Source organism: Candidatus Izemoplasma sp. (genome assembly GCA_036172455.1).
Classification (GTDB): domain Bacteria; phylum Bacillota_I; class Bacilli_A; order Izemoplasmatales; family Izemoplasmataceae; genus JAIPGF01.
In genome coordinates this window covers 119,805-144,493 of the sequence record JAXKVY010000002.1, presented here as the reverse complement: position 1 = coordinate 144,493, position 24,689 = coordinate 119,805, and the positions used below count along the sequence as shown (strand labels likewise).

Sequence of the window (24,689 nt, the reverse complement as noted above, 5' to 3'; positions counted from 1 at the left end):
AAAAGTACAAGTAAGCGCTTTACTTAAAAAAGTTAATGATTTAAATGATGGGTTGATTTTGTTATAATAAAAAGAGTGATACGACTGGTGAAAGAAGTGATGATATGGAAGAAGTATTATTTCCCATTTTAAAAAAATACTTTGAAGCCCATGATTTTACAGTCAAGGCAGAAGTTAATGATATTGATATCGTAGTGAAAAAAGATGACTTAGTGATTGCGGTTGAAATGAAGACAACATTAAACACGACATTGATGTATCAAGGGATTAAACGTGAACATATAACAGATTATGTTTATTTAGCGATTCCTAAACCAACAGACCGTATCTTAAAATCACGTCTTTTTAAAGAGAAGAAAACACTTATTAGACGATTGGAATTAGGGTTAATCTTAGTTGATCTAGAGCAAGAACTTGTCACGATTTTGCTTGATCCTAAGACATATCACCACAAAAAACAAAAGAAACAACGTAAAAAATTATTAAAAGAATTTAACCAACGGCAAACTGCATTTAATATTGGGGGCTCTCATAAACGTGAAATTATTACGGCTTACCGAGAATTGGCCTTATTGGCACTAGATTTTATGCTTGATGAACCAAAAACAACAAAGGCATTAAGAGAATACACACAAAAACCTAAAGTCACACGGATATTACAAGATAATCATTATGGATGGTTTGAACGGGTTGAACGCGGGGTTTATCAAGTGACAGATGTAGGCGTAAAAGCTCACAAATCATACAATGAAGTGATTCAAAAATTACGTACGATAAAACAAAAAAGTGATACCAAAAATGAATGAATTATTTTTAAAACAACTAGACATTACAGATATCCAAGAACTACCGGGATTTCATAATGATGTGTATCAAGCAAAACATCATGATAAGAAGATTGTCATCCGCGTGACAAAAATAAATGATAGACGAACACAACGTGAATTACTCGCAGAACTCGCGTTTATTGAAATGTGTGATAATAAGAATATTCCCGTTGGCATGCCTTATTATATCAATAACCAAGCCATCCATGAACATGAGGACTATTTCTATGTTTTCTTTGGCTTAGTTGAAGGCCTTGCTTGGCATCAATATACCCATGATGATACGACGTATTATACAGCCGGAAAATATTTAGCTAAGATTCATCAGGTTAGTTATGAAAGCGATCATTTAGCACGACAACATTTCACTGAACATCCTGATATAAAACTGATTAAAGATTTGGACCCATTAGCGAAAAAGACGTTAAAACACACTTTAAATAGTATAGAAACATGGCATAAAACACCGCGTAATTATGGTATTATTCATGGTGATTATGTATTCTCAAATATGATTTATCATGAAAGTAAAGGTTTAACCATTATTGATTTTGATGATATTGAGTACGGCTTTTATCTCTATGATATTGCGGTTTATTTATTTTATTATTTATTAGGGGTAACCCAAGTGACATAGAGTATGAACCCAATATTACATTATTTAAAGCCTTTATGAAAGGGTATGAATCAGTTAACAATAAAGTGCATTTTGATATGGCACATTTACAAACATTAATGCGCCTTCGACAATTAAAACTTTACGCAACTATCAAGACAACTTTTAAGAATCAAGCATTAAAACCTTGGCAACGGGCTTTTATTGAAAAGGCCGAGTCAGATTTTAAAGCGAAGAAAGTATTTGTTGATATCGATTATGGTAAACTCTATGACGAAATTAAAAATCCCTAACATGCGTTAGGGATTTTACTTTTATATTAGAGGGTATGAGCGTTTTAAAAGGGGAATATCAATAGCTTTATGATAATCAATTTGCGGATATTTAAAGCCGTTGATTTGATAGAATTTTGTTAAAAAGTGGGTGATACTAGGAGAATGTATAGCTTTTTGTGCAATCAGTTCAGTCATTTTTGCTTGTGTTTGATATTGAATCTTATCATTGAGTTCATAATGGTCCATTCTTAGACGCGCTTTAGCATCCTTTAGACGTTTCTGTCCATAGACCATATCACTAAATAACCGATATTTGTGTTCGAGTATAGATTCATGGACATTATGTGTTTTCATAACATCAAATAATGCGGATACATATAGTGGCATTTTGGGGATAAAAACACTTGCTTTCGAGATGACAGCTTTACTCGATGAAATCAAGGCTTCTCCATTCAACTGAGTCTGTAGGAAGTCATGTAAATCTCGGGCATGTTGTTCTAAATCCTCTTTGGCTTTGCCTAGCGTGCCTTCGCGGTAAATTGCTTTGGTTGATTCAGCACCAACATAAGTGTAAGCTATTGTTTTTGCGCCGTTACTTAAACAACCGGCATCGTCAAGCACATGAATCCAATCAGACCAATCACTCCCGCCCATTACATAAACAGTATCATCTATTTCTTGAGCTGTGGCAGGACCTAATGTTATCTCTTTAAACTGTTTTGTTGCTATATCAATGGTCATACCACTCACTGTCTTACCAATCGGTTTAATGGTTGAACGTATGAGTTCATTTGTAGTTTCATTTTTTCTTGCGCCAGCGGCTAAACTGTAAATTACTAAATCAATCTTACCGTAGTTCTCTTTGATAGACTGAATGGTATCTTGTTTGATTCCTTTACTAAAGGCATCTCCAATAATATCGTGATGAATGGTACCCAGTGATTTAGTGTGATGTTGGAAAAATACATTATTCCAATATCCTGCACTCCCGGTACGTTTCCCTCTGGGAATTGATTCATAACTGATATTTAATGTATTCGCATGAGCGCCAAATGATAAACTAATGCGAGAGGCTAAGCCGTAGCCACTAGAACCACCGATAATTAATACGTTTTTAGGGCCACTGAAGGATTCTTGAGACTTCGCTTCTTCAATATAGGATTTGATTGTTTGTTCACATCCTAACGGATGCGCATTGGTAAAAAAGTTTTGTCTAATTGACGGATCTATTTGCATAGGAATCACTCCTTAATATATTTTATCATAATAATAGACGGTTGTCGGCTAAAATGATTTTTGAAAATATGTTATAATAAGGATAATAGATAAAAAGAGGTGAGAATCATTAAAGATACATTTGATAACGTTGTTAATAATTCGATTGTTACAAAAGTAAACGATACGATGGCTGAGAGTAAGGCATATTCAAGACGACTATATAAAATTACATCGATGATTTTATTCGTTACCTTGGTGATACTATTCTCAGTGTTTTATATCTTTGATTTTATATTAATTATGTATTTTATCATGATTGGGTTATTCCTTTTAATTTTAGGTATTGTCTATTTAGTGAGACATTTTCAAGAACGCAAACAGATTTTGTATGGTGTGGTATACCCTCATGCTATAAAGACTTATAATACTTCATATGAGACAGCTTTTACATATGAAGAGAAGCCAGAAAAAGATCCAAAGATTAACCAAGAAATGGGCCTATTCACACGATACGCAAGTGTTAGTCATAAATATCGCATTGATGGACAAATTGAAGATGTACCTGTTTCAATGATGCATATGCGACTTGTGACATCAAATGGAAAATCCGCATCGGTTCATTTTGATGGGGAGTATACTGTCGTTGAAATTAAAGGACTTGAGACAAGTCAAATACGAAATGCTGGTCGACCTGCTTTAAAAAAAGTATCTTTTAAGCGCATTAAAACGGCAGAAGATAAAGTATATATATTAAAAACTTCAGATAACGAACATCCTCCTGCAATCCTTAGAAAGACATATGATAAACTTAAATCAACATTTAAAGCAAAGTATTACTATGTCGCATCAAATGAACAGGCGTTACATTTTGCCTTTTGGCCTAAAGAACGTATCACATTACCCAAGGACTTATCATTAAATCTTTTAAATCAGACGATTAAGCGTATTCAAGTAATGCATTACCAAAAAGTGATGCTTGCAAAAGAGATAATAGACAATAATAAAACCCTCTAATCATGAGTTAGAGGGTTTTTGAAAGGTTTTAATAAAGGCTTCAACGATATCTTTATCAAATTGCGTGCCTTGATTTGACTTGAGTTCTTCTAAAGCTTCTAGTGTGGTAAGTTTAGAACGGTATGGCCTATCATTAACCATCGCATCAAATGCATCTGCAACCGCAATAATACGGGCTTCTAAAGGGATATCATTATGGCTTAATCCTTGAGGATAACCTTTTCCATCAGGCCGTTCATGGTGAGCTAAGACAATATTCGCAATTTGAGCGTATTCAGGAACTGCTGAAAGGATTCTATACCCTGACTCAGGATGATTTTTGATGTGTTTATACTCATCATTAGAGAGTTTTTCTGTTTTATCTAATACATCATTTGAGATATTGATTTTTCCTATATCATGTAACTTTGCCGCAAGGGTAACACGATTAACAAAGCTTGGTGAATTTTTGTAATCTTTAGCAATACGTCGTGATAATTGGCTAACACGTTCAGAGTGATCTCTCTCTCTTTTGCTTTTTGCGAATAATGTTGTCATTATCACATCGATTGTTTTTTTAGAGATACTGGAGTCATCATATATTTTTTTGGTTTGTAAATCTTTTTCAGCCTTGTTAAATCCCTTGGTTAATGATTCATCAGAAGAGTCAATTGTATAATAACCAAAACTAGTATTGATACTAAAGTCAAAGGATTCAAAATTATTTATGCCACGTTTAAGTTCAAGACTAATCTTTTCAGCATCGTTATGATCAGTATTACTAAGTAATAGTACAAACTGATCGCCTTCAATCCGGAATACATAAGGGTTCTCATTTTCAATATAATCCTTTAAGTAATTAGCAATAGTGATTAAAACTTGATTACCGACATCATATCCAAATGATGTATTAATGATTCTAAACATATTGATATCACAAGTTATAATAGTTAATGGTAAATGATTATCTTTAATAGTAAAACTATTGAGTAATTGATCAAATGCTAAACGATTACGCAGTTTGGTTAATGAATCTGTTAGGCGTAAGTTTTTAAGTTGCTCTTGATGTTCATACTCTTTTGTCAAGTTTTCAATGATTCCTATTCCACCTGTAATTGCACCGTCTTGTATTATTGGTGAAAAACGAGTACGCACTGGGAAAATGTGAAATGAGAGAACAGATTGATACATGCCTTCAAATAGAGAATTGTTACCATTTAAACATTCTTTTAGGGCTTTAACAACATCTTGGTTTGGTAATGTCATCATGTTAAGCCCAATCAAATCTTTTTTGGTTGTATGCAACATACTCGCAAATGCCTCATTAGTTAACTCAATAATACCATCTGTATTAAATTGAATAATCCCCACGTCACTATTATTAATTAAAGAACGGTACCGTTTCTCACTAAACTCAATCATTTGGTGAGCTTTCACACGTTCATCATGGTTTTTGATGGCAAGACACAGAAACATAGTCGCAAGGGGATAGGTTAATATAATAATTGGTCCAAGTTGTTGAATCGTCTTTATGTTGGTAGGGGAAGGCAGTAGTAAAAAGGTTGCCAACATAACAATATGGATGATTAGTCCAAAAACATAGTATTGTAGTAAATTATTGAATTTCCATTTACGAGATACATAGTGTCGCCATAGCATACCAACACCTAAACTGGATAGTATGGTTAAAACACCAACAAAGGTTCCTGGACCGCCTGAAAAAATACGGAAAATAGACGCAATGATCGCCGCAATAATTGCTGTACCACCGGAAAAGAACAGAGCTGTCGCACCAATCATCACAGAACGTGTATCAAAAAAGACCCCTTCTTGCATCTCCCATGCATTAAGCATAATAATGACAGTGATAAACCCTATAATGACGCCATAGAAAAGATCTGTCCGTAATGCCTTTTTTAGACGGACTCGGTTTCCTTGGTTCAAAAGCAACACTAATCCAAACAGTAAAAGGATATTTGTGGTGATCGATGTAAGTGTTGACATGCTTATTCCCCCATGGACACTTTGTTTTGTCTATTAAACTATTTTATCATGTAACTTTACAACTTACAATAATATTTCTAATATCTTCTATTAAAACATAAAATGGACTTTACACCCGTTAAAAAAAACATGTGATTTGCTCACATGTTTATTTAATCCGTAACAGGATGACGCTGATAATCATTAAGACGATTGCTAGTGCTTCATAGCCTGATAGTTTTTCAACACCAACGCCAAAAAGGCCAAAATGATCAATAATCTTTGAAAAGGCAATTTGGGCAAAAATGGAAATCATAATTGTTTCTGTTACACCAATATTAGAAATACTCAAGGCAGTGGTGTAGACAATCGCAACGCCCATAAATCCGGCGATTGTAATTATGAATTTATAATTTTTTACTAATGTAGCCAGTGAATTACCTAAAAACAAATAGATAGCTAACGCAAGTAGTAGGCCAAAGAAATGCACAAAAATAACAACTTCAAGCATACCAGCCTCTCTACCAAACCGATTGTTAAGGACACTTTGCAGTGTAATTGCTAGCCCAGCAATTAACGGAAGTGCAATGATGGTCATTTTATGCAAACGAGCTTTCATCTTTTAATGGACTTTCGTATATATTTCCTCGGGCTATTTCAGTTAGTTTGTTACGGTCTAAGATGCATACTTCACGGCGATTTCGTTGAATCAAATTGTCGTTTTCAAACTCTCTTAATTTGCGGAATAAATGACGATAACTCGATCCTAAATTATTACTTAAATCTTCCAAATTTGGGAGTGTGTACTGTGAGTTATCAGGACAGATTGATAAGAGATAACTTGCTAAGCGTACATGAAGTGGATACACCATATTATTTGCTGTTATTAAATTATTATGTAATACTTTTTTCGATAATTGTAATAACATATTTGTCACGAATGACACATCATCTTTATAAAACATATTAATTGCTGAAAATGAAATTTTAATCGCTTTTATCGGCTCTACAACTTTTACGGTACATGAAGCGGGTATGTTATGGAAATATTCAATGTCACCTAAGATATTAATCTCATCAAAAAATCCAAGTAAGAACGTCTTACCGTTTTCATATTCTTTAAATACTTTTGTTTTACCTTCTAAGGTGAAATACAAGTTTTGCATAGGTTCACCTTCTTTGATGATTACTTGTCCTACTTCAAAGTTAACAATCTGTACTGAATCTATGCGATGTTTTGTCAAATATTTGTTAAAAATTAAATCTATTTTATCATTAATAGTCATAAAAACCTCCTAATACTACTAGTATAATAAAAAGTATGATTACAGAGTATGACATATGTCAGTAAATTACAAGTTATTTTTGAAATTTATGATATATAACAAGATATTTGGTATACTAATAATGGAAATATAAAAGAATTGAAATAAAACGATGCACAAAGCAGATATCCAACAAAGATTAGGTAAGGTTGTAGATACAATAGGTTTCTCCGGTGTTGCGCAATTGTATTATCAAGATGAACTAATATATGAAACAGTTGCTGGATACCGGCATAAAAGTGAGAAACTACCCATTACAATAAATACTCGGTTTGGTATTGCTTCTGGGACAAAGTTTTTTACGGCACTTGGGATAATGCGTTTAGTTGAAGAGGGTAAATGTCAACTTGATGATCATGCGTTTTCGCACATTAAAACACCTTTTTTAAATTATAATCAATCAGTTACTATTAGACACTTATTATCGCATACCTCTGGTATTCCTGATTATTTTGATGAAAGTCAATTAGACGATGAATCGAATTTATTTCTAGATTTGCCATGGTATGCCTTAGAAAAACCTTCCGATTATATACCATTAATGCCAGATTTACCAATGGAGTTTGAGCCGGGCACTAAATTTAAATATAATAATAGCGGGTATGTTTTATTAGCTATTATTATTGAGCGTTTAACAGGCGACTATCATGACTGGATTAAACAAGAGATATTCGATAAGGCCAAGATGGAATATTCAGGTGCTTATCGATTTGATCAACTACCATTTAATACAGCGTTAGGATATATTCTGTTACCTGATGGGTCATATAAAACAAATCAGTATCATTTACCAATTATCGCTGGGGGTGATGGGGGATTATATACAACAGTGACAGATATGGCATTATTTTGGCAAGCGTTATTAACAGGTAACATCATAAAACAAGAGACATTAAATGAAATGGCAACACTAGAGTACCAATCGGATACAATTTTGTATGGACTAGGCTTATGGCTAGAAAAGGTTCAGGATGTGTATCGACTCATTCTTTCAGGAGAAGACGCAGGCGTATCATTCAAATCGTCATATAATCCAAAAAAACAATCCATTTTCACAGTGATATCTAATACCCATGATGGGACTTGGCCATTGGTTGATGCGATTGAAACAGTGATTAATAATCTATAAAATAAGATTGACATGATAAAAAAGTTGTGTAGTATATTAGTGGAGACAAACTATATCCTAAAAGGAGTGATGTACTATGAAAACAAAGCATTTTATTGACAAGCGAAGATACATCACTACACTAAAGTAGACCCTGCATATTTAAAGTTGAGGACCTGCCGTGTAGGTCCTTTTTGTATGCCTGTATCTTCCTTGACTAGTAAATTATATAGAAAGGAGGTAACACGCATAAAAACATTAGAAAAAACAAGAATTATCCGTGTGAACTATACTGAGTACATAGCGGAATATGATCACCACATATATCAATTACAACTAAGTGGTAGACTAAAGTATATTTTAACTAATAAATTAGAGTTTCCTACTGTCGGAGACTATGTTTTGTTTCGACAGTCAAATCCAAATGAAGGCATTATAGAAAGAATTTGTGAACGGCATAATCTCTTAAAACGGATTGCGATAACGAGTGATTATCAGGAACAAGTCCTTGCGAGTAATATTGATACAGTCTTCATATGTTTATCTATGAACGAGGACTTTCATCGTAAAAAATTGTTGCGCTTAGTCCAATTGGTTAATGCACAAAATATCTGTTATGAGATACTTTTAACAAAAGCTGACTTGACTCACAACCAAGCGATATATCTTGATAAAGTAATCCAAGAGACTGAAAAAGAAGCTTATCCCTTAAGTATCTATAAACCAGACACCATCCAACGGTTAAAAGCAATGATTCAAGATCAAACAGTTGTATTGATTGGCAGTAGTGGTGTTGGGAAATCAAGTATGATAAATGCCTTATTAAATGAGAATAAACTAGCTGTAAATACGATCCGTTTATCTGATGCACAAGGACGGCACACGACAACGTATAGAGAGTTGATTTCATTGCCATTTGGTGGCGCAATTATCGATACACCAGGAATCCGTATTATGCATAGTACAAACGATGATGTTGATGAGACGTTTGATGATATTAAACAGTTATCATCAACATGTAAATTTCGTGATTGCAGTCATGAAACAGAACCAGGATGTGCTGTTAAATCAGCAATGGCTGATGGAAAACTATCAGAAGAACGATTAGCTAGTTATCATCACATGCTTAAAGTACAAGCCTACTATCATCGTAGAAGACGACAAAAGGAACGATTACAACAAAAATAAACAGACTATAAAGGAGATGCTATGATACAATCTATTACACATAGTGATAAAGCAGATATAATAGCTTTATGGCTCACAAACTATAAACAAGAAAAAGCGCATGTTTCAAGTTTGCCAGAGGGTGATGATTTAGTATCATCGCTAGAGCAAAAAATACAAATGTTACTAGATCATCATCAAGGCATTTTAATACGAGAAAATGGCCAGCTTTTAGGCTATATGTTTTATATCCTTGGAGATGAACTCTTCGGTAATCAAAAATGTGCCTTTGTGCCATTATTTGGACATGCTTCTATAGCGAGTAAAACAGCCACCATGTATCAAACAATGTTAAACCATGTATCAAAAACCTGGATTCATCATAAAAGATTATCGTGGGTTGTTAGAATATTTGAACATAATCATATCTTAACAGATTTTTGGTTTAAAAATGATTTCGGACAACGATGTAGTGATGGGATTAGACCACTTACACCATTAACACCGAAGCCTACCACTATAACCATTAAAAAAGCATCAAAGGAAACCTATTTAGATATGTTAACTTTAGAAGACAGTCACCAATCATATTACCCCGAAGCTCCGTTATGTATGCCTGTCAGTAAAGGTGATATAAGAAGCGAACTTGACGAATGGTTTTACACAGATAATCACCATTTATGGATTGCTTATGATCATAAAACACCTGTTGGATACATTAAAATAGAACCACATGGTGAATCATTCATTTCACATGTCTCCACTATGATGAATGTGACGTGACTTTTTGTTTCCCCAAAAGCACGTAAAAAATACATTGGTCAACATCTTTTGTTAACCGCTGTAAACGATCTAAAAGATAATAAAAAGATCATTCAATTAGGGGTAGATTATGAAACGATGAACCCTTTAGCAAGAGTTTTTTGGGAGAAATATTTTACACCTTATACAAAAACAGTGACTAGACGTATTGATGAAGGGATGTTAGAAATAATATCCTAAAGGGTTAATTTATGACTTTACCTACTAAAATATGATATTTATAGTTAGTACTAGTACTAATTTAGGAAAACACGATCCTTCCTTGTGTGTATCCCTTGTAATATCATGTGTTTTTATTATAATTAAAGATACAAAGGATATTGAAAGCACCTGGTGACACGTATGAAATTAACAGAGGAGTTTAGACGTCTTAGTAATAATGAAAAGACACATTTAATTAAGCGGTATTTAGTCATTATTTTACCGCTTGTTTTAGTATATATCATTATTTCTTGGTATATTGATCAAATGAATGTTACACAAGATATTAAATCTATGAACTTAGAGCATCAATATGAAGTACAGATTGTAAATTACGCGGTAAAGCATTTCTATGAAGAAACAATTGATGTCTTTCAAATTATTGAAAATTCCGATGAAATGGCAAGCTATAAAATAGCCCCCATTGCGACGACGAAAGAAGATGTGAAAGGATTATTCTCACGTATGGCAATTAATACGCCTAAGATTGAAGATATTCGCTTGCTAGACAATACGGGTCAAGAGCTTATTCACATTAGTCAAGAGACGAATGAGGTCATAACTTGGGATGTATTAAAGGACCAAAGCAATGAACCTTATTTTTTAGAAGCACAATTATTAAATAACGAAGTATATATATCACCGCTCACATTAGAATCAGATAATGGCTCAGTAATCACCCCATATAATCAAGTCTTACATGTCGCCACACCCCTATATAGTAACGACACGTTTTTAGGTGTGCTTGTGGTCACAACGGATACTGATATAATCTATGACTCACTTAATAACACAATCATAAAGGACGAGTATGTAGAGACTGGACTCATTACCGAAGAAGGTTATTATTTATATCATACAACAGACAGTAAAACCTTTGGTTGGTTGCTATCTGACAGAGATGGAGAAAAGGTTGTAAATGATTACACTGAGGGAAGTACCTTTATCCTCTCCAATAATGAAGACTACCTTACTTTATCCGATTCTGTAATCTATAAACACCGTATCCATCCATTTGAGCATATCGTTGACGTTCCAGAAGAATATCATTATGAATGGCAGTTATATAGCGTTATTGACGATGCTTATTTTGACTCAGAGAGAGATTACTTGGTTTTCCATCTAACAGTGGATGATTTAATCATCATCGGGTTATTAATTGGACTTTCTTTAATTGTCAGTGCTATTTATTACTTACGTAAAAGAGACTTAAGTCAGCTTGCAATTATGAAAAATATTGCAAATAAAACCAATGATATCGTAATTATTAGTAATAATAATCAGATTATTACATATGTCAATAAAGCGTTTGAACAAAAAACAGGCTACACGAAAGAAGATGTTATTGGTAAGCCGACAAAAGTATTACAATCGGGCTTGCATACTGCTGAGTTTTATGAAGATATGTGGCAAGATATTAATGCAAAAGGAACATGGACCGGTGAACTTTGGGAACAAACAAAATCGGGGGTCTATTTTCCAAAACGGATGACCATTACAGCATTACCTTCACAATCACGCGAAGAAGGTGAGACGTATGTCTCTATATCATCAGACTTAACAGATGTGAGAGAACATCAACGCTATTTAGTTAAATCAGTTCATAGTAATAATGCCGCGATAAACAAAACTCTCTTGACAGATTTATGTTACACAGCAATAAAGAATAATAAAGGCGTATTTGGTATCGTAAATATTGAAGTATTAAGTGTTAGTAATATTTATTTAAAGGAAGAAAAGACTGAGGCCCAGATTAATCAAAAAATACTTTCGCTATTAACCGAAAGTATTAATGGTAAAGGATTTTTAGCGCAAGTAGATAAAAGAACTTTTATTCTTGGTATCACAGCTTTTGATGCAAAAGACAAGGTCATTAAGTATACTGAAAATTTATTAAACAATGAGATATCGATTCTAAAAGTATTAAGTCATAATGTCTATGTCAATGCCATCGCAGGTGTAGCAGTTTATCCATCAAAACATTTAGATATCTATTCGATGATTGAAGCTTCCTATTTAGCAAAGGATTATGCTTTAGAACATAGTGAACAAAAATACTATGTGTTCACAAAAGACATTCAAGTTTATTATGAACGTGAAGCAAAGCTTGTTTTACTCTTACGTGAAGCGATTTCAAATAAAGAGTTAACGATTCAATTTCAACCTCAGTATGATGCTTACACCAAAACCATTATTGGGGCAGAAGCCTTGATACGTTGGTATAATGATGAGCTTGGTCAAGTATCACCATTAGAGTTAATCACGGTGGCAGAGAAGACGGGGTACATTATTGAGTTAGGGCACTGGATCATCGAAGAAACATTCAGGCAAATTAAAATGATTAATGCCGGCATTAGTGATTCAATCACATTCTCACTAAATATATCACCATATCAATTTAAGGATGCTCAACTGATTCCATTAGTAAAAGAATATGCTCGTAAATATACCATTGATTTAAGCCAAATTGAAATAGAAATTACTGAAAGTGTGTTTGCGAAAAACTTCCAATTAGTAAATAATAAACTAAAACAATTCAAAGAACTTGGTATATGCATCGCAGTCGATGATTTTGGAACAGGCTATTCATCACTACAATATTTACAAGAGTTAAGCATTGATCGGCTCAAAATTGATCGCTTATTCATCAAGGATTATCCTGAAAAACATTCGGGTAGAGTCACACAAGGGATTGTCAATTTAGCGAAACAGTTAGCGCTTGATCCGATTTGTGAAGGTGTTGAGACGAAAACACAACAAGATTATTTACTATCAATCGATTGCCATCTCTTTCAAGGATATTATTACTATAAAGCAATGCCTGCAAAAGACTTACTGACTGTCTTAGACAATGTCAATTCATAACCATCAAAACAAGATGCCATGGATTTAAAGTGGCATCTTTTTTTCATGGTCACATAAATAAAACTAAATAAAAGCATTTACATCTTTACATTTTTGAATTAAGTGTTATACTTAATTGCTCTTCAAAGGAGGAAGATCATGAATTATAAAAATACATTAGTTGCAAAATCATTAACGGAAATGGGCTTTAAGGATTTCACAGAGATTCAAAAGCAAGCCATCCCTCTTATTGAAGCAGGCACTGATTTAATTGGACATTCACAAACTGGTACAGGGAAAACCGCTGCGTTTACCTTACCGTTTTTAGAGAAAATTGATTACTCAAATCCCCATGTACAGGCGTTGGTCATTTGTCCAACCAGAGAACTCGCTGTACAGGTACAGTCAGAAATTGAAAAAATTGGTAAATACTTACCTAAACTAAAAACCACCGCTATTTATGGCGGTGCCTCAATGCATCGACAAATTAAAGCATTAAAACGGAAACCACAAATTGTTGTGGGGACACCTGGTCGATTACTTGATATGACTAATCGTCATCTTGTTAAACTAAAAAACCTAAATTATTTAGTCTTAGATGAAGCAGATGAAATGATGAAAATGGGCTTCAAAGAAGACATTGAAAAAATTATTAATCAAAGTAATACGCATCGTCAAACAGTGATGTTTAGTGCGACGATGCCAAAACAAATTGTAAAATTAACCAAACAATACATGAACAATCCAGAGTTAGTTAGTGTTGTGTCTAATGAAGAGACTAATACAGACATTACACAGTATTATTATCAAGTACATAGTAAACATAAAGTAGACGCTGTTACGCGTCTTCTTCAAGTGTATCAACCAAAACTATCACTCATTTTTTGTAATACCAAACGCAAAGTTGATCAAGTGACTATTGCCTTAACAGAAAAAGGATATAATGTAAATAAAATTCATGGGGACTTGTCTCAACCTTCGCGGATGCAAGTATTAGAGAGTTTTCATCAAGGTGTATTAGATATACTTGTTGCAACAGATGTTGCCGCAAGAGGGTTAGATATTAAGAATGTTGAAGTCGTTTTTAATTATGATGTTCCGGAAAAACCAGAATTCTATGTTCATAGGATTGGTCGTACAGGCCGGATTGGAAATAAAGGATTGGCATTGATGATGGTCTCAGGACGCGAGAGATATCGTATCAAAGATATTGAACGCTTCACAAAGTCAACGATTAAAAAACAGAATATTCCAACACCGGAGAAGATTGAACATGTCACCAAACAGAAGAAAATTGAAACCGTTACTCAAGTCATTGATGAATCGTCTTTAAATAAACATCAAACAATGGCTCAGGAACTCTTAAGTAAACATGAACCCGTTGAAGTTGTATCGGCTTTATTAAAAATGGCATCTGATAAAATTAAATCAGATAACAATCAAGCGGACTTAAATATTGAATTCAAAGGACCAAAGAAACATGCTCCTGGTCAAGGAGAAACACGCTATCATTTTAACATTGGACGTAAGGATGGATTAAACCCAAAAGAGTTAGTTCAAACGATTATGAAGCGGACACGGTTAAAAAATGAACAAATCAATAACGTAATTATTGCGAAACGTTCTAGTTTCTTTACTGGACCAAGCAAAAAACATAACCAAATCATGAAATCTTTAACAAATATACACATATTAAATAAAAAAACATCAATTCAAGTTGCCAAAGAACGCGGTGGCAAACGCCGTAAACGTCGGTAATGAATTATTTTAGGAGGTCATTATGAAATCCATAATAAATATTGCAGTTGTTGCGCATGTTGATGCGGGAAAATCCACACTCGTTGATGCCTTGTTAAACCAAAGTGGTGTCTTTCATGAAAATGAAGTCGTTGTCGAACAAGTCATGGATAGTAATGATTTAGAACGTGAGCGCGGGATTACTATTTATTCTAAAAACTGTGCCATCGAACATAACAACACAAAAATCAATATTGTTGATACACCAGGTCATGCTGACTTTTCAAGTGAAGTAGAACGCATCATTAAAACAGTCGATACGGTTATTTTACTTGTTGATTCAAGTGAAGGACCCATGCCACAAACTCGTGTTGTTTTAGAAAAAGCATTACACCAAAACTTAAAGCCAATTGTTTTTATCAACAAAGTGGATAAAAAAGATCAACGTGCTGAAGAGATAGTTAATGAGTGTTTTGATTTATTTATCGACTTAGGCGCAACAGATGAACAATGTGATTTTCCGATTGTTTATGGAATCGCTCGTGATGGGATTGCCTTACATAATTTAGATGATGACAGTGACAACTTAGAACCATTATTTGAAACCTTATTACGTGTCACCAATCCTTATCCTGATTTAGCCAATGCCCCGTTACAACTTCAAGTATCTAGTTTAGCTTATGATGACTATTTAGGGCGTCAGGGGATTGGCCGTATAACCAAAGGAACGCTGAAAGCTAATACAACCTATACACTGAGTAAACGTAACGGTGAGACTGTTACTGTTAAAACAGGGAAAGTCTATGTCAACGAAGGTCTCGCAAAAGTTGAAAAAGAAGCGGCATATGCTGGTGATATTGTGACGTTTAGTGGGATTAGCCATATTTCTATTGGTGAAACCTTGTGTGACCCTGAACATGTTGAAGCGATGGATATGATTGAAATTGAGAAACCAACATTAGCCATGAACTTCTTAGTGAATGACGGACCATTTGTTGGACAAAGTGGCTCACTTGTAACGACTCGACAAATACGTTCAAGACTCTTTAAAGAACTAGAAACAAATATTGGTCTAACCGTGGAACCGTTAAATGGGATTGAAGGGTTTAAAGTCAGTGGCCGTGGCGAATTACATTTATCTATTTTACTTGAGAATATGCGTCGTGAAGGTTATGAACTCTGCGTTAGTAAACCAGAGGTACTTTATATCGAAGAAGATGGTAAACGACTAGAACCGTATGAAGAAGCCATCATCACCTTGCCAGATGAGTTTAGTGGCAATGTCATATCGGCCCTTAATCAACGCAAGGGACAATTACGTCATATGATGAGTGATGAAGGGATGACTAAGTTACAATACTTAGTCCCAACAAGAGGATTAATAGGATACCGAAGTGAATTCATCAATGCGACCAAAGGCCAAGGTACCTTAGAGAAATCATTTGATTCTTTTAAACCATATGCTGGTGATATCGACCAACATCGAAATGGTGTTTTGATTGCGAAAGAAAAAGGTACTGCAATGGCGTACAGTTTATTTAATCTATCGAAACGGGGACGGATGATTATTACACCATCGACGAAAGTATATCCGGGTATGATTATTGGACTGCATTCAAGACAGAATGATTTAGTCGTGAATCCGTGTAAAAATAAACAACTTACTAACGTACGATCTAGTGGTTCAGATGAAGCAATCAAGTTACTCGATCCGTTAGACTTATCATTAGAAGAAGCCCTTGAATTTATCGAATTGGATGAACTCGTTGAAATCACACCAGATGCGATTCGATTAAGAAAAAAGATTTTAGATGAGAATAAACGCAAACGCTATAATAAAACAATATCTTATCAAGATTAATACAAAACGATTATGAGTAAAAATCTCATAATCGCTTTGTTTTTTTCTATTCAATTAACTTAAATCGTTTAGCGAGTCCACCGATACTCGTTTCCCGGTAAGACGCATTGATATCTCTTCCTGTTTCAATCATCGTCTCAACAATAGTATCAAATGAGACGACTTGAGTAGATGTGAGTAATTGTGCTAACTCACCCGCATTAATCGCTCTATGCCCCGCCACTGCGTTACGTTCGATGCAAGGAATCTGAACATACCCAAGAACAGGATCACAGGTTAAGCCAAGGTGGTGTTCTAATGCGATTTCAGCAGCATACTCAATAACATCAAGGTCACCATTTTCTAAATACGCATAGGCTGCCGCAGCCATTGAGCACGCCGTGCCAACTTCAGCTTGACAGCCAGCTTCGGCACCACTAATTGATCCATTATGCTTGATAATATTTCCAATTAATCCAGCCACTGCTAACGCATCGATGATAAGCTCATCATTATATTTGTGGGCATCTTTTAAATAATATAAAACACTTGGTAGCACCCCGCTAGCTCCACAAGTTGGGGCAGTAACGACTTTGCCACCACTTGCGTTAACTTCACTCACCGCATAGGCAAATGCGCTGACAAGGCGTAATTGAATTGAGACTTTATTCTGTTGTGAGTAAAGAAGGGATCGGGCTTTTCGTTTAATGTTTAACGCACCAGGCAACACCCCTTCGGTATGCAAGCCTTGATTAATGCTTTCTTGCATAGTATTCCAAACCGTTTTGAGATGCTTTTTTATCTTAGGTTCATGATGATAGACATACTCTACTAAAGTAAGGTTCTGTTCTTGACAATAAGTTTTAATGTCTGAAAAAGACTGATGGGGATATCGTTGCATATTGTCCTTAGGAGCGTCACCATCACGACGAAATGATCCACCACCGAGACTAAAATAACGTTCTTGTGCAATTAGCTGATTATGCTTGTAAACAATGATATCCATCGTATTGGGATGCGGAATATCAATGTCAGTTGAAAATTCAACATGACTGTTAGGAAGTGTCTTTTGAATGATATAGTCTGTCAGATGACCACGTCCCGTAAAACTAAGTGATCCATATAATATTACATGGTACTTATCCCCATGATACATATTATGTACACTTTGGCAGATTCGTTCTGGCCCCATTGTATGAGAACTACTTGGACCATGTCCTATTTTATATAATAATCTTAGCGATTCCATATTATAATCTCATTTACCCTGGATTTCGATATGGATTATAACATAGTTTTTGACAAGTACAAGCATTATTATAATGACTTTTTTGTGAGATAATAAAGTATAGACAAAAATTTGTTAAAAATAATGGCTTTAATACGTGAAAAACCGCTTAAATAAAAATAAAAGTCGATATTACTTGCAATTTAATTTATATAGTGTATTATTAGTATTGATGAAAGAAAAATTGAGAAATGAATTAAGTGTACAAAGTTACCTTAGTTAATAGTAGCAATTGAGTACGTCAAATAAAATTAACGGAGGTAACAGTCATGACAGGAACAGTAAAATGGTTTAATTCTGAAAAAGGATTCGGATTTATCACTACTGAAGATGGTGAAGATGTATTTGCACATTATTCTCAAATTCAAAAAGATGGATTCAAATCTTTAGATGAAGGAGACACTGTAAGTTTCGATGTTGAAGAAGGCCAAAAAGGTCCTCAAGCAACAAATATCGAAGTTTTATAAGTTGTTAACTAAAAAGCCGACAATGTCGGCTTTTTTTTATGTTTTTAATCAAAATCGATTTGCTAACGCTTATATAGATGCGTTTATTGGGAATAATATGTCATTTTATAAATTATAATCCACATCACCTAATGCATCTTGGTCACACATTTCATAATAACGATGATCTACTTTACTTTAAATAGACTGTGTAAACATATTAAATTGTGTACAATCAAATATTTTTTTAAAAATCAAGTTGTTGATTAAGCCATAACATAGCCATATTGAGAAATATGTGTTATAATAAGATAAATCAAAGATGAGGTGTTTTATGAAAAAAGTATATTTTAAGCCTTATGACTTTGTCGATAGTGAGTATTATTACAAAGTTATTAAGACAACAAAAAACAGTATGTTAACATTCAATTCTAAGCATTTTTTAGTATTAAAACGTGGATCTATTAAAAATGGTAACTTTAAAACAGGGTACAAACGGGCAATTGAATTAAGAAAGATGCCTGATGATAAGAAGTTATGTCTATTGCTCAAATATAAACCGTATAAGATTTATCAATACGTCAATGAATCTGAGTTAAAAGATGTCACAGACAACAAAGAAGTATTTGGTATTAAAATTGTGATCCAAAATGAAACCTAAGGAATCTCATTGATTCCTTATTTCTTTTGGATATGCTATACTGAATACAGTAAACATGATAGGGTGAAAGTGATGGAACATTATGTGACAGAATTAAAAACATTAAAAGAGTTGAAACGAATGGCAGTAGAAGTTACGTATCGTGATATATTACTGATTTATACAGACGATACAGTTTATGCCATCCAAAATAAATGTCCACACCAAGGGATATCTTTAGAAAAAGGAAATATTCAAGAGGGTGTTATTCGCTGTAAGGATCATGGCCTACCAATTTCCTTGAAAACAGGTGAAGTAACGAGTGAAAGACAGGCAAATTACTTAAGATTAGATCGATATAGCCGTAAAATTCATACTTTTGATGTTGTTATTAAAGATGAAAAAGTGTATATCAAGGTATAACGGTGTAAGGAGAGATGATAATGCCAACATACAATCAAACGATTGAGGCACTCAATGATGACTTATCAGCGCATTTACAAAAACGCTTGAAACCTCTTCGTTTAGTAAAGATTCATAATAAGCTTGGTGATACTGAGGATGAACAAGTAGAGGCTTTACTTAACCATGCAAAAGATACGTTAAAAGATGTTAAAGAGGGTAATAGATCAGTAATGAAACACTTTTTAAAAACAATTAAAGAACTAAAACAAACTGTAAGAGACAAATATGGCTACATAGAAAAAGGTGAACTCGTTAGTGAGTATATGTCGATGGGGATTGGGATATCGTTAGCATTTGGCGCTGTCTTTATGTTTATCAATCCTGCCTTTATTGCTATTACATTAGCTGTTGGTGTTGCTGTTGGACTATCCGTTGGGCAACACAAAGAAAATGATGCGGAGAAACAAAACAAGCTTTACTGAGTGATAATTATAGACAAAGATAACAAAAATGATGATTTTGTACTGAATATTAAAAGTTGGACTTTGTCCTAATAATTAATTAAACACAAGGAATGATTTCTGAATTCAAAAGGAGTCATTCTTTTTAGTTTTGTTTAATTCTCCCATTGTTGTAATATTTTATGTAATTTTAAAGCCTTTAATCAACTCAACTATAGATTTAAACCTATGATGATAGAAGACTCTGCCCTAAGAACACCATAGAAATATTGAAGCACTGTGTGTCTAGAAAATTACCTTATCTAGACATGCTTTATTTGATATGTTTCTTTAAATATATATAGAATATTAGAATTAAAAAATAGTTAGATTTCACTCTAACCATTTTTTTAACAAAACGTTTTAATCTGTTTGAGGCAAAATATAATATCCTATGACAGCCTGTCCATCCACATAAAACAATTGTTCTTCCGGAACTTTACCCAACAACTGTTCAGCAACCTCTAGTGCTTTGTCAATAGTTGCTTGGTCATTTAAAGGATAAAATCGGATCATAATAAGTTCAATATCTTTGTTAGTAGGGGCAATATTATCCAACTGTACATCATCTATGAAGCGGTACCAATTACTTCTGGCCCAGTTTTGACTACCCACTTCATAATTGCGGTAGACATAACAACCACCAAGTGGAGTCTCATCATCCCAATCGTTCATGTATGGTCCACTCCACCCTTCAATTGGTATTCCGTCTCTTTCTCCTTCAATAAAAACTTCAATGCTGTCAGCATTCCAAGTTGCACATGTTCCAGCGCCACTTAAAGATCCTCTAGGTCGTTCACCGACATCATAAAAATAATATCTCGCTCCAGTTTCTATTACGACTAGTTCGTTAAAAATTTTACCAACCTTAACATTGCGAATCAATTGTGCCGAGGCTGGGATACTAAAAGATGCGATTATCCCTAAAACAACAATCACAATCAAGAGTTCTATAAGTGTTACCCCTTTTTGCTTGCTCATAAAAGACCTCCAGTCTACAAAAAAATATGTGAAAAATAAAGAATTGCTCATGCTTAATCAATATCATAAATCTACATTACCGAATTATTCCACCTACATTTAGACCATAGTAGACTTCTTGGTTTGTCACTACTCTTACGTGTGTAAAAATTTTAAGAACTCTCCATCAATGGATATCTTAATTTCCTTTGTACTTACATTCACTCTAGAAACATCAAAACTAAATGTGTATTTATTTTCAATTTGATTTGCAAAATATAGCTATATAGAAAAAATTAATTATATTATATCATAATTTAATTTTCTTCGCTAGTGAAAAAAAATGGATGATAAAGCAAATGATTTTGGACAAAAATAATAAAAAAATAAGCACTTTGATACTATGAAGTTACTACACAAAATCATTAACAAAGAAGTCATTATCTACAAACCATTATACTGCATTACCTAAGCCATTACTAAATGTTTCTACAACTGGTCTAATTTTAAGAACACCAAGCATTGCCAGTAACCATGTATGAGTTTACCACCGGTGAAACCAATTAATACAGGCAATACATAAATAATCATTGGTCTAACAAGTTGTGATAGTGTTTCGTTAGGTGTCCATCCTGTTGGGATAAAAGATGCAGTGATAAGATCCCATGTAATAAATGCGCCAATATTTGGCATAATCATACGACCTAACAAATGTCCGAATCGTTGAATATAAAAACGTAAACCTTTTTCTATTGTGTAATCTCCATAATTTTTTTGCTATCTTTATTGTATGATGACAGCATTTACAATATCTAGAACTACCCTTTTAAGCTTGCCAAGTTATTAGTGACAAAACTAAATAGTACCTTTCTATTTAGTACTATAGGTTTTGTGATTTTACCGATGGAATAATGGTAAAAAAGAAAAGGATACTTTAAAAAGTATCCTAATAGATTAATTAGCCGCAGGAACAACTGCCCCATCATAATTGTCTCGTATCCAATCTTGTACTTCTTTAGACTGTAACGTCGTAATGAGGGCTTCAATGAATGGGTCATCATGATTAGCTTGTGTTGTGACTAAAATATTGACATAATCAGAAGCGCTGCCTTCTAAAGCAATACTATCTACAAGCGGATTAAGTCCATTGTCCAATGCAAAGTTTCCATTAATTAATACGGCGTCACCTTCTTCATTATTGTAATTTGTAACCAGTAACTCTGCAGCAACTTCTGTAAACGTAATGGTTTTAGAAGATATGAATAAAGTAGATAGTTGGGTTGTTGTTGCGTTGATGATATCAGTATCGGTCACATCATCATTGAGTGTAATTAATCCATTTTCTTCAAGTACACCAAGAAGACGAGGCCGATCTGTTGGTGAGTTAGAAATAATCAACTCTAAATTATCTGGTAATGTATCTAATGAATCATAGACTTTAGTATAAAGGCCAATTGGTTCTACATGAACGCCTCCAACATTGACAAAGTTATATCCATATTCGTCAATTTGAGCATTTAAATAAGGAATATGTTGGAAGAAGTTCGCAATAATATCACCACTAGATAATGCACTATTGGGTAAAACATAATCGGTAAACTCAACAATTTCAAAGGGATATCCTTGTTCCTCTAAAAGTGGTTGAATGTGGGTCAGTATCTCTGCGTGAGGAACAGGTGTTGCCCCAACTTTATACGTATCATTTGATGAACAACTGCTTAATGTAATGGTAAATATTAATGCTAATATTATAAGTAATTTTTTCATAGGTGTTTTCTCCTTTTTTATTTTTTGGTTGTTTTGTTGACGATATAGTCGCCAGTAATTTGAATACATAAAATAAGTATTGCGATTAAAAATGTAGCGGTTAATGTAACATATACTCGATTACGAGCATAGCCATATAAATAGGCTAAATTACCTAACCCACCCGCACCAATAGCCCCGGCAATTGAGGTATACCCAGTTATCGCAATAGATGTAACAGTAATACCTCTTACTAAAGCGGGAAGTGATTCAGGGATTAAAATCTTAATGAGTACTTGTCGTTTGGTTGCACCAAAGGACAGACCAGTTTCTTGTAAATCAGTGGCTGTTTCATGTAACGCAATTTCAACAAGTCGGGCATAAAATGGTGTCGCTCCAATCACCAGTGCCGGTAATGCCGCAGAGGGTCCTAAAATGGTGCCAATTAATATCCGTGTAAACGGAATTAAAAGCACAATTAAGATTAAGAATGGAATACTTCTTAATATACTAGTTAAGGCTGAGAGAGTTTTATGTAAAACTGAGTTCTCAAATAGTCCCCCTTTAGCGGTGGTAAAGAGTAGTGCCCCAAAGATAAGACCAAAAATGAAAACAAAAATAGTGCTAATCAGTGTCATATACACTGTTTCATAAAGCGCATTTAAATAGACATGATATTCTAACTCAAATAACATGATCCACCTCCACTTGATGTTCTCTTAAATACCTTTTTATTGTTTGTTGGTTGTTTTTGGCATATACAATCATCCACCCAGCATTATTGGGAGTGATATTACTATATACAATAGACACTTCACACTCTATATCACGCACCATATTGGCTAATATGGGTTTTTTCACAATTGTTTGTGAAAACTTTAATAGGAGTAATTTGGATTTATCAAAAGTTTCTGTGATGGTATCTAAATCAAGGCCAACTTTTTTAATAAAGGCCTTTGTTTTTGGATGTTTTGCTTTAAATAAAATATCTTCAAGGGGACCTTGTTCAATAATGTTACCTTTATCCATCACAGTCACTGTGTCTGCGATAGCTTCAATAACATTCATATCATGAGTCACGAATAAGACATTCAAGTGGTGTTTTTTTGCGAGACGTTTGATTAATGATAAGATATGATCGGTTGTAATCACATCAAGGGCACTTGTTGGCTCATCACAAATTAATAATTTAGGATGATTGATTAACGCCCTTGCAATGCCTACACGTTGTCTTTGTCCACCTGAAAGGTGAGCAGGATAACGATCTTTATATGCCGTTAAACCAACTTCATCTAACAACGTATAAGCGTATTTTTTGTCCTCTTCTGTAATTGGTCGATGAAAGCCAATCGGTAATAAGATGTTATCAATGACTGTCTTACGGCTGAGTAAATGATCGGTTTGAAAGACCATCCCAATATCCTTTCTCAACATTCGGGTTGACTCCTTATTAAGGGCTTTGATGTCGGTATAATCAAATATGGTTATGGTACCTTTATCATAACTTTCAAGTTGATTGAATAACCGAATCAAGGTGCTTTTCCCAGCACCACTAACCCCGATAATGCCATGGATATAGCCTTCTTTGAATGACGTTGAAATATCATTTAAAGCTATTTCATCGCCACTTCCTGGGTATTTTTTTGTGACGTTTTTAATTGTTATCATATTTTCACTCCTAATCAATAAAAAAAGCCCTTTACATATCACTATGTAAAGGACAAGTAAGTCTACTTGTGGTACCACCT

Annotated in this window: 25 protein-coding genes and 1 other annotated feature (1 of these 26 only partly in view); of the genes, 15 read left to right on the top strand and 10 right to left on the bottom strand. The window is 34.1% G+C overall.

What is annotated here, in order from left to right:
* The first annotated feature begins 104 nt into the window (after positions 1 to 104).
* From UMR38_03275 to UMR38_03265, 3 genes are all read left to right on the top strand, one after another.
* Positions 105 to 806, top strand: coding sequence for a DUF2161 family putative PD-(D/E)XK-type phosphodiesterase (locus UMR38_03275; protein ID MEC9484883.1), 702 nt, complete (start codon positions 105 to 107; stop codon positions 804 to 806).
* Positions 799 to 1,464, top strand: a complete 666-nt coding sequence (locus UMR38_03270) for a phosphotransferase (protein ID MEC9484882.1) — start codon at positions 799 to 801, stop codon at positions 1,462 to 1,464. Before UMR38_03275 ends, UMR38_03270 begins: the two co-directional genes overlap by 8 nt.
* 77 nt (positions 1,465 to 1,541) lie before the next feature.
* Positions 1,542 to 1,736 carry a hypothetical protein gene (locus tag UMR38_03265; protein MEC9484881.1) on the top strand — a complete coding sequence of 65 codons (195 nt, stop codon included), beginning with the start codon at positions 1,542 to 1,544 and terminating at the stop codon, positions 1,734 to 1,736.
* 21 nt (positions 1,737 to 1,757) lie between these two features.
* On the opposite strand, the gene fabV is transcribed toward UMR38_03265, so the two are convergent.
* Complete coding sequence (fabV, locus tag UMR38_03260; protein MEC9484880.1) at positions 1,758 to 2,954, bottom strand: enoyl-ACP reductase FabV; 1,197 nt, start codon at positions 2,952 to 2,954, stop codon at positions 1,758 to 1,760.
* Positions 2,955 to 3,053: 99 nt separating this feature from the next.
* Here fabV and UMR38_03255 point away from each other — a divergent pair, with 99 nt between their 5' ends.
* The gene (locus tag UMR38_03255) at positions 3,054 to 3,950 is read left to right on the top strand and encodes a hypothetical protein (protein MEC9484879.1); all 897 of its coding nucleotides are present in this window, start codon (positions 3,054 to 3,056) and stop codon (positions 3,948 to 3,950) included.
* Here UMR38_03255 and UMR38_03250 read toward each other — a convergent pair whose 3' ends face one another.
* The 3 genes from UMR38_03250 to UMR38_03240 all read right to left on the bottom strand — a co-directional run bounded on the left by UMR38_03250 (position 3,951) and on the right by UMR38_03240 (position 7,198).
* Positions 3,951 to 5,933: an HD domain-containing phosphohydrolase gene (locus tag UMR38_03250; GenBank protein MEC9484878.1), complete on the bottom strand. Its 1,983-nt coding sequence runs from the start codon at positions 5,931 to 5,933 to the stop codon at positions 3,951 to 3,953.
* 148 nt (positions 5,934 to 6,081) lie between these two features.
* A complete protein-coding gene (locus UMR38_03245) occupies positions 6,082 to 6,510 on the bottom strand; it encodes a DMT family transporter (protein MEC9484877.1) in 429 nt (142 codons plus the stop codon).
* Position 6,511: 1 nt separating this feature from the next.
* Positions 6,512 to 7,198, bottom strand: a complete 687-nt coding sequence (locus tag UMR38_03240; protein ID MEC9484876.1) for a Crp/Fnr family transcriptional regulator — start codon at positions 7,196 to 7,198, stop codon at positions 6,512 to 6,514.
* 151 nt (positions 7,199 to 7,349) lie between these two features.
* On the opposite strand from UMR38_03240, the gene UMR38_03235 reads away from it, so the two are divergent.
* The 7 genes from UMR38_03235 to typA all read left to right on the top strand — a co-directional run bounded on the left by UMR38_03235 (position 7,350) and on the right by typA (position 16,977).
* The gene (locus UMR38_03235) at positions 7,350 to 8,366 is read left to right on the top strand and encodes a serine hydrolase domain-containing protein (protein MEC9484875.1); all 1,017 of its coding nucleotides are present in this window, start codon (positions 7,350 to 7,352) and stop codon (positions 8,364 to 8,366) included.
* Positions 8,367 to 8,543: 177 nt separating this feature from the next.
* Entirely contained in the window at positions 8,544 to 9,533 is a 990-nt protein-coding gene (gene rsgA, locus UMR38_03230) for a ribosome small subunit-dependent GTPase A (GenBank protein ID MEC9484874.1), read from the top strand.
* Positions 9,534 to 9,554: 21 nt separating this feature from the next.
* On the top strand, positions 9,555 to 10,295 hold the full coding sequence (locus UMR38_03225) for a hypothetical protein (GenBank protein ID MEC9484873.1): 741 nt from the start codon (positions 9,555 to 9,557) through the stop codon (positions 10,293 to 10,295).
* A gap of 48 nt (positions 10,296 to 10,343) precedes the next feature.
* Entirely contained in the window at positions 10,344 to 10,514 is a 171-nt protein-coding gene (locus UMR38_03220; protein ID MEC9484872.1) for a hypothetical protein, read from the top strand.
* A gap of 162 nt (positions 10,515 to 10,676) precedes the next feature.
* Positions 10,677 to 13,400, top strand: coding sequence for an EAL domain-containing protein (locus tag UMR38_03215; protein ID MEC9484871.1), 2,724 nt, complete (start codon positions 10,677 to 10,679; stop codon positions 13,398 to 13,400).
* Between the two features lie 138 nt (positions 13,401 to 13,538).
* The gene (locus tag UMR38_03210) at positions 13,539 to 15,137 is read left to right on the top strand and encodes a DEAD/DEAH box helicase (protein ID MEC9484870.1); all 1,599 of its coding nucleotides are present in this window, start codon (positions 13,539 to 13,541) and stop codon (positions 15,135 to 15,137) included.
* A 22-nt stretch (positions 15,138 to 15,159) separates the two neighbouring features.
* Positions 15,160 to 16,977, top strand: coding sequence for a translational GTPase TypA (gene typA, locus UMR38_03205; GenBank protein ID MEC9484869.1), 1,818 nt, complete (start codon positions 15,160 to 15,162; stop codon positions 16,975 to 16,977).
* A gap of 46 nt (positions 16,978 to 17,023) precedes the next feature.
* Here the strand turns inward: typA and UMR38_03200 are convergent, their stop codons facing one another.
* Positions 17,024 to 18,205, bottom strand: coding sequence for an L-serine ammonia-lyase (locus UMR38_03200; protein ID MEC9484868.1), 1,182 nt, complete (start codon positions 18,203 to 18,205; stop codon positions 17,024 to 17,026).
* Between the two features lie 308 nt (positions 18,206 to 18,513).
* Here UMR38_03200 and UMR38_03195 point away from each other — a divergent pair, with 308 nt between their 5' ends.
* From UMR38_03195 to UMR38_03180, 4 genes are all read left to right on the top strand, one after another.
* A complete protein-coding gene (locus tag UMR38_03195; GenBank protein ID MEC9484867.1) occupies positions 18,514 to 18,711 on the top strand; it encodes a cold-shock protein in 198 nt (65 codons plus the stop codon).
* 313 nt (positions 18,712 to 19,024) lie between these two features.
* Positions 19,025 to 19,351: a hypothetical protein gene (locus UMR38_03190; GenBank protein ID MEC9484866.1), complete on the top strand. Its 327-nt coding sequence runs from the start codon at positions 19,025 to 19,027 to the stop codon at positions 19,349 to 19,351.
* Positions 19,352 to 19,423: 72 nt separating this feature from the next.
* Positions 19,424 to 19,753, top strand: a complete 330-nt coding sequence (locus UMR38_03185) for a Rieske 2Fe-2S domain-containing protein (protein ID MEC9484865.1) — start codon at positions 19,424 to 19,426, stop codon at positions 19,751 to 19,753.
* 20 nt (positions 19,754 to 19,773) lie between these two features.
* Positions 19,774 to 20,217: a hypothetical protein gene (locus UMR38_03180; protein MEC9484864.1), complete on the top strand. Its 444-nt coding sequence runs from the start codon at positions 19,774 to 19,776 to the stop codon at positions 20,215 to 20,217.
* Between the two features lie 381 nt (positions 20,218 to 20,598).
* Here UMR38_03180 and UMR38_03175 read toward each other — a convergent pair whose 3' ends face one another.
* The 5 genes from UMR38_03175 to UMR38_03155 form a co-directional block, all read right to left on the bottom strand.
* Positions 20,599 to 21,216, bottom strand: coding sequence for a prepilin-type N-terminal cleavage/methylation domain-containing protein (locus UMR38_03175; GenBank protein ID MEC9484863.1), 618 nt, complete (start codon positions 21,214 to 21,216; stop codon positions 20,599 to 20,601).
* Between the two features lie 468 nt (positions 21,217 to 21,684).
* A complete protein-coding gene (locus tag UMR38_03170) occupies positions 21,685 to 21,888 on the bottom strand; it encodes a hypothetical protein (GenBank protein MEC9484862.1) in 204 nt (67 codons plus the stop codon).
* Positions 21,889 to 22,149: 261 nt separating this feature from the next.
* Positions 22,150 to 22,962, bottom strand: coding sequence for a MetQ/NlpA family ABC transporter substrate-binding protein (locus UMR38_03165; GenBank protein ID MEC9484861.1), 813 nt, complete (start codon positions 22,960 to 22,962; stop codon positions 22,150 to 22,152).
* Positions 22,963 to 22,979: 17 nt separating this feature from the next.
* Positions 22,980 to 23,636, bottom strand: a complete 657-nt coding sequence (locus tag UMR38_03160) for a methionine ABC transporter permease (protein ID MEC9484860.1) — start codon at positions 23,634 to 23,636, stop codon at positions 22,980 to 22,982.
* Entirely contained in the window at positions 23,626 to 24,609 is a 984-nt protein-coding gene (locus UMR38_03155) for a methionine ABC transporter ATP-binding protein (protein ID MEC9484859.1), read from the bottom strand. The genes UMR38_03160 and UMR38_03155 overlap by 11 nt, the downstream gene beginning before the upstream one ends.
* A gap of 45 nt (positions 24,610 to 24,654) precedes the next feature.
* Positions 24,655 to 24,689, bottom strand: a binding site (T-box leader) (it continues 216 nt past the right edge of the window).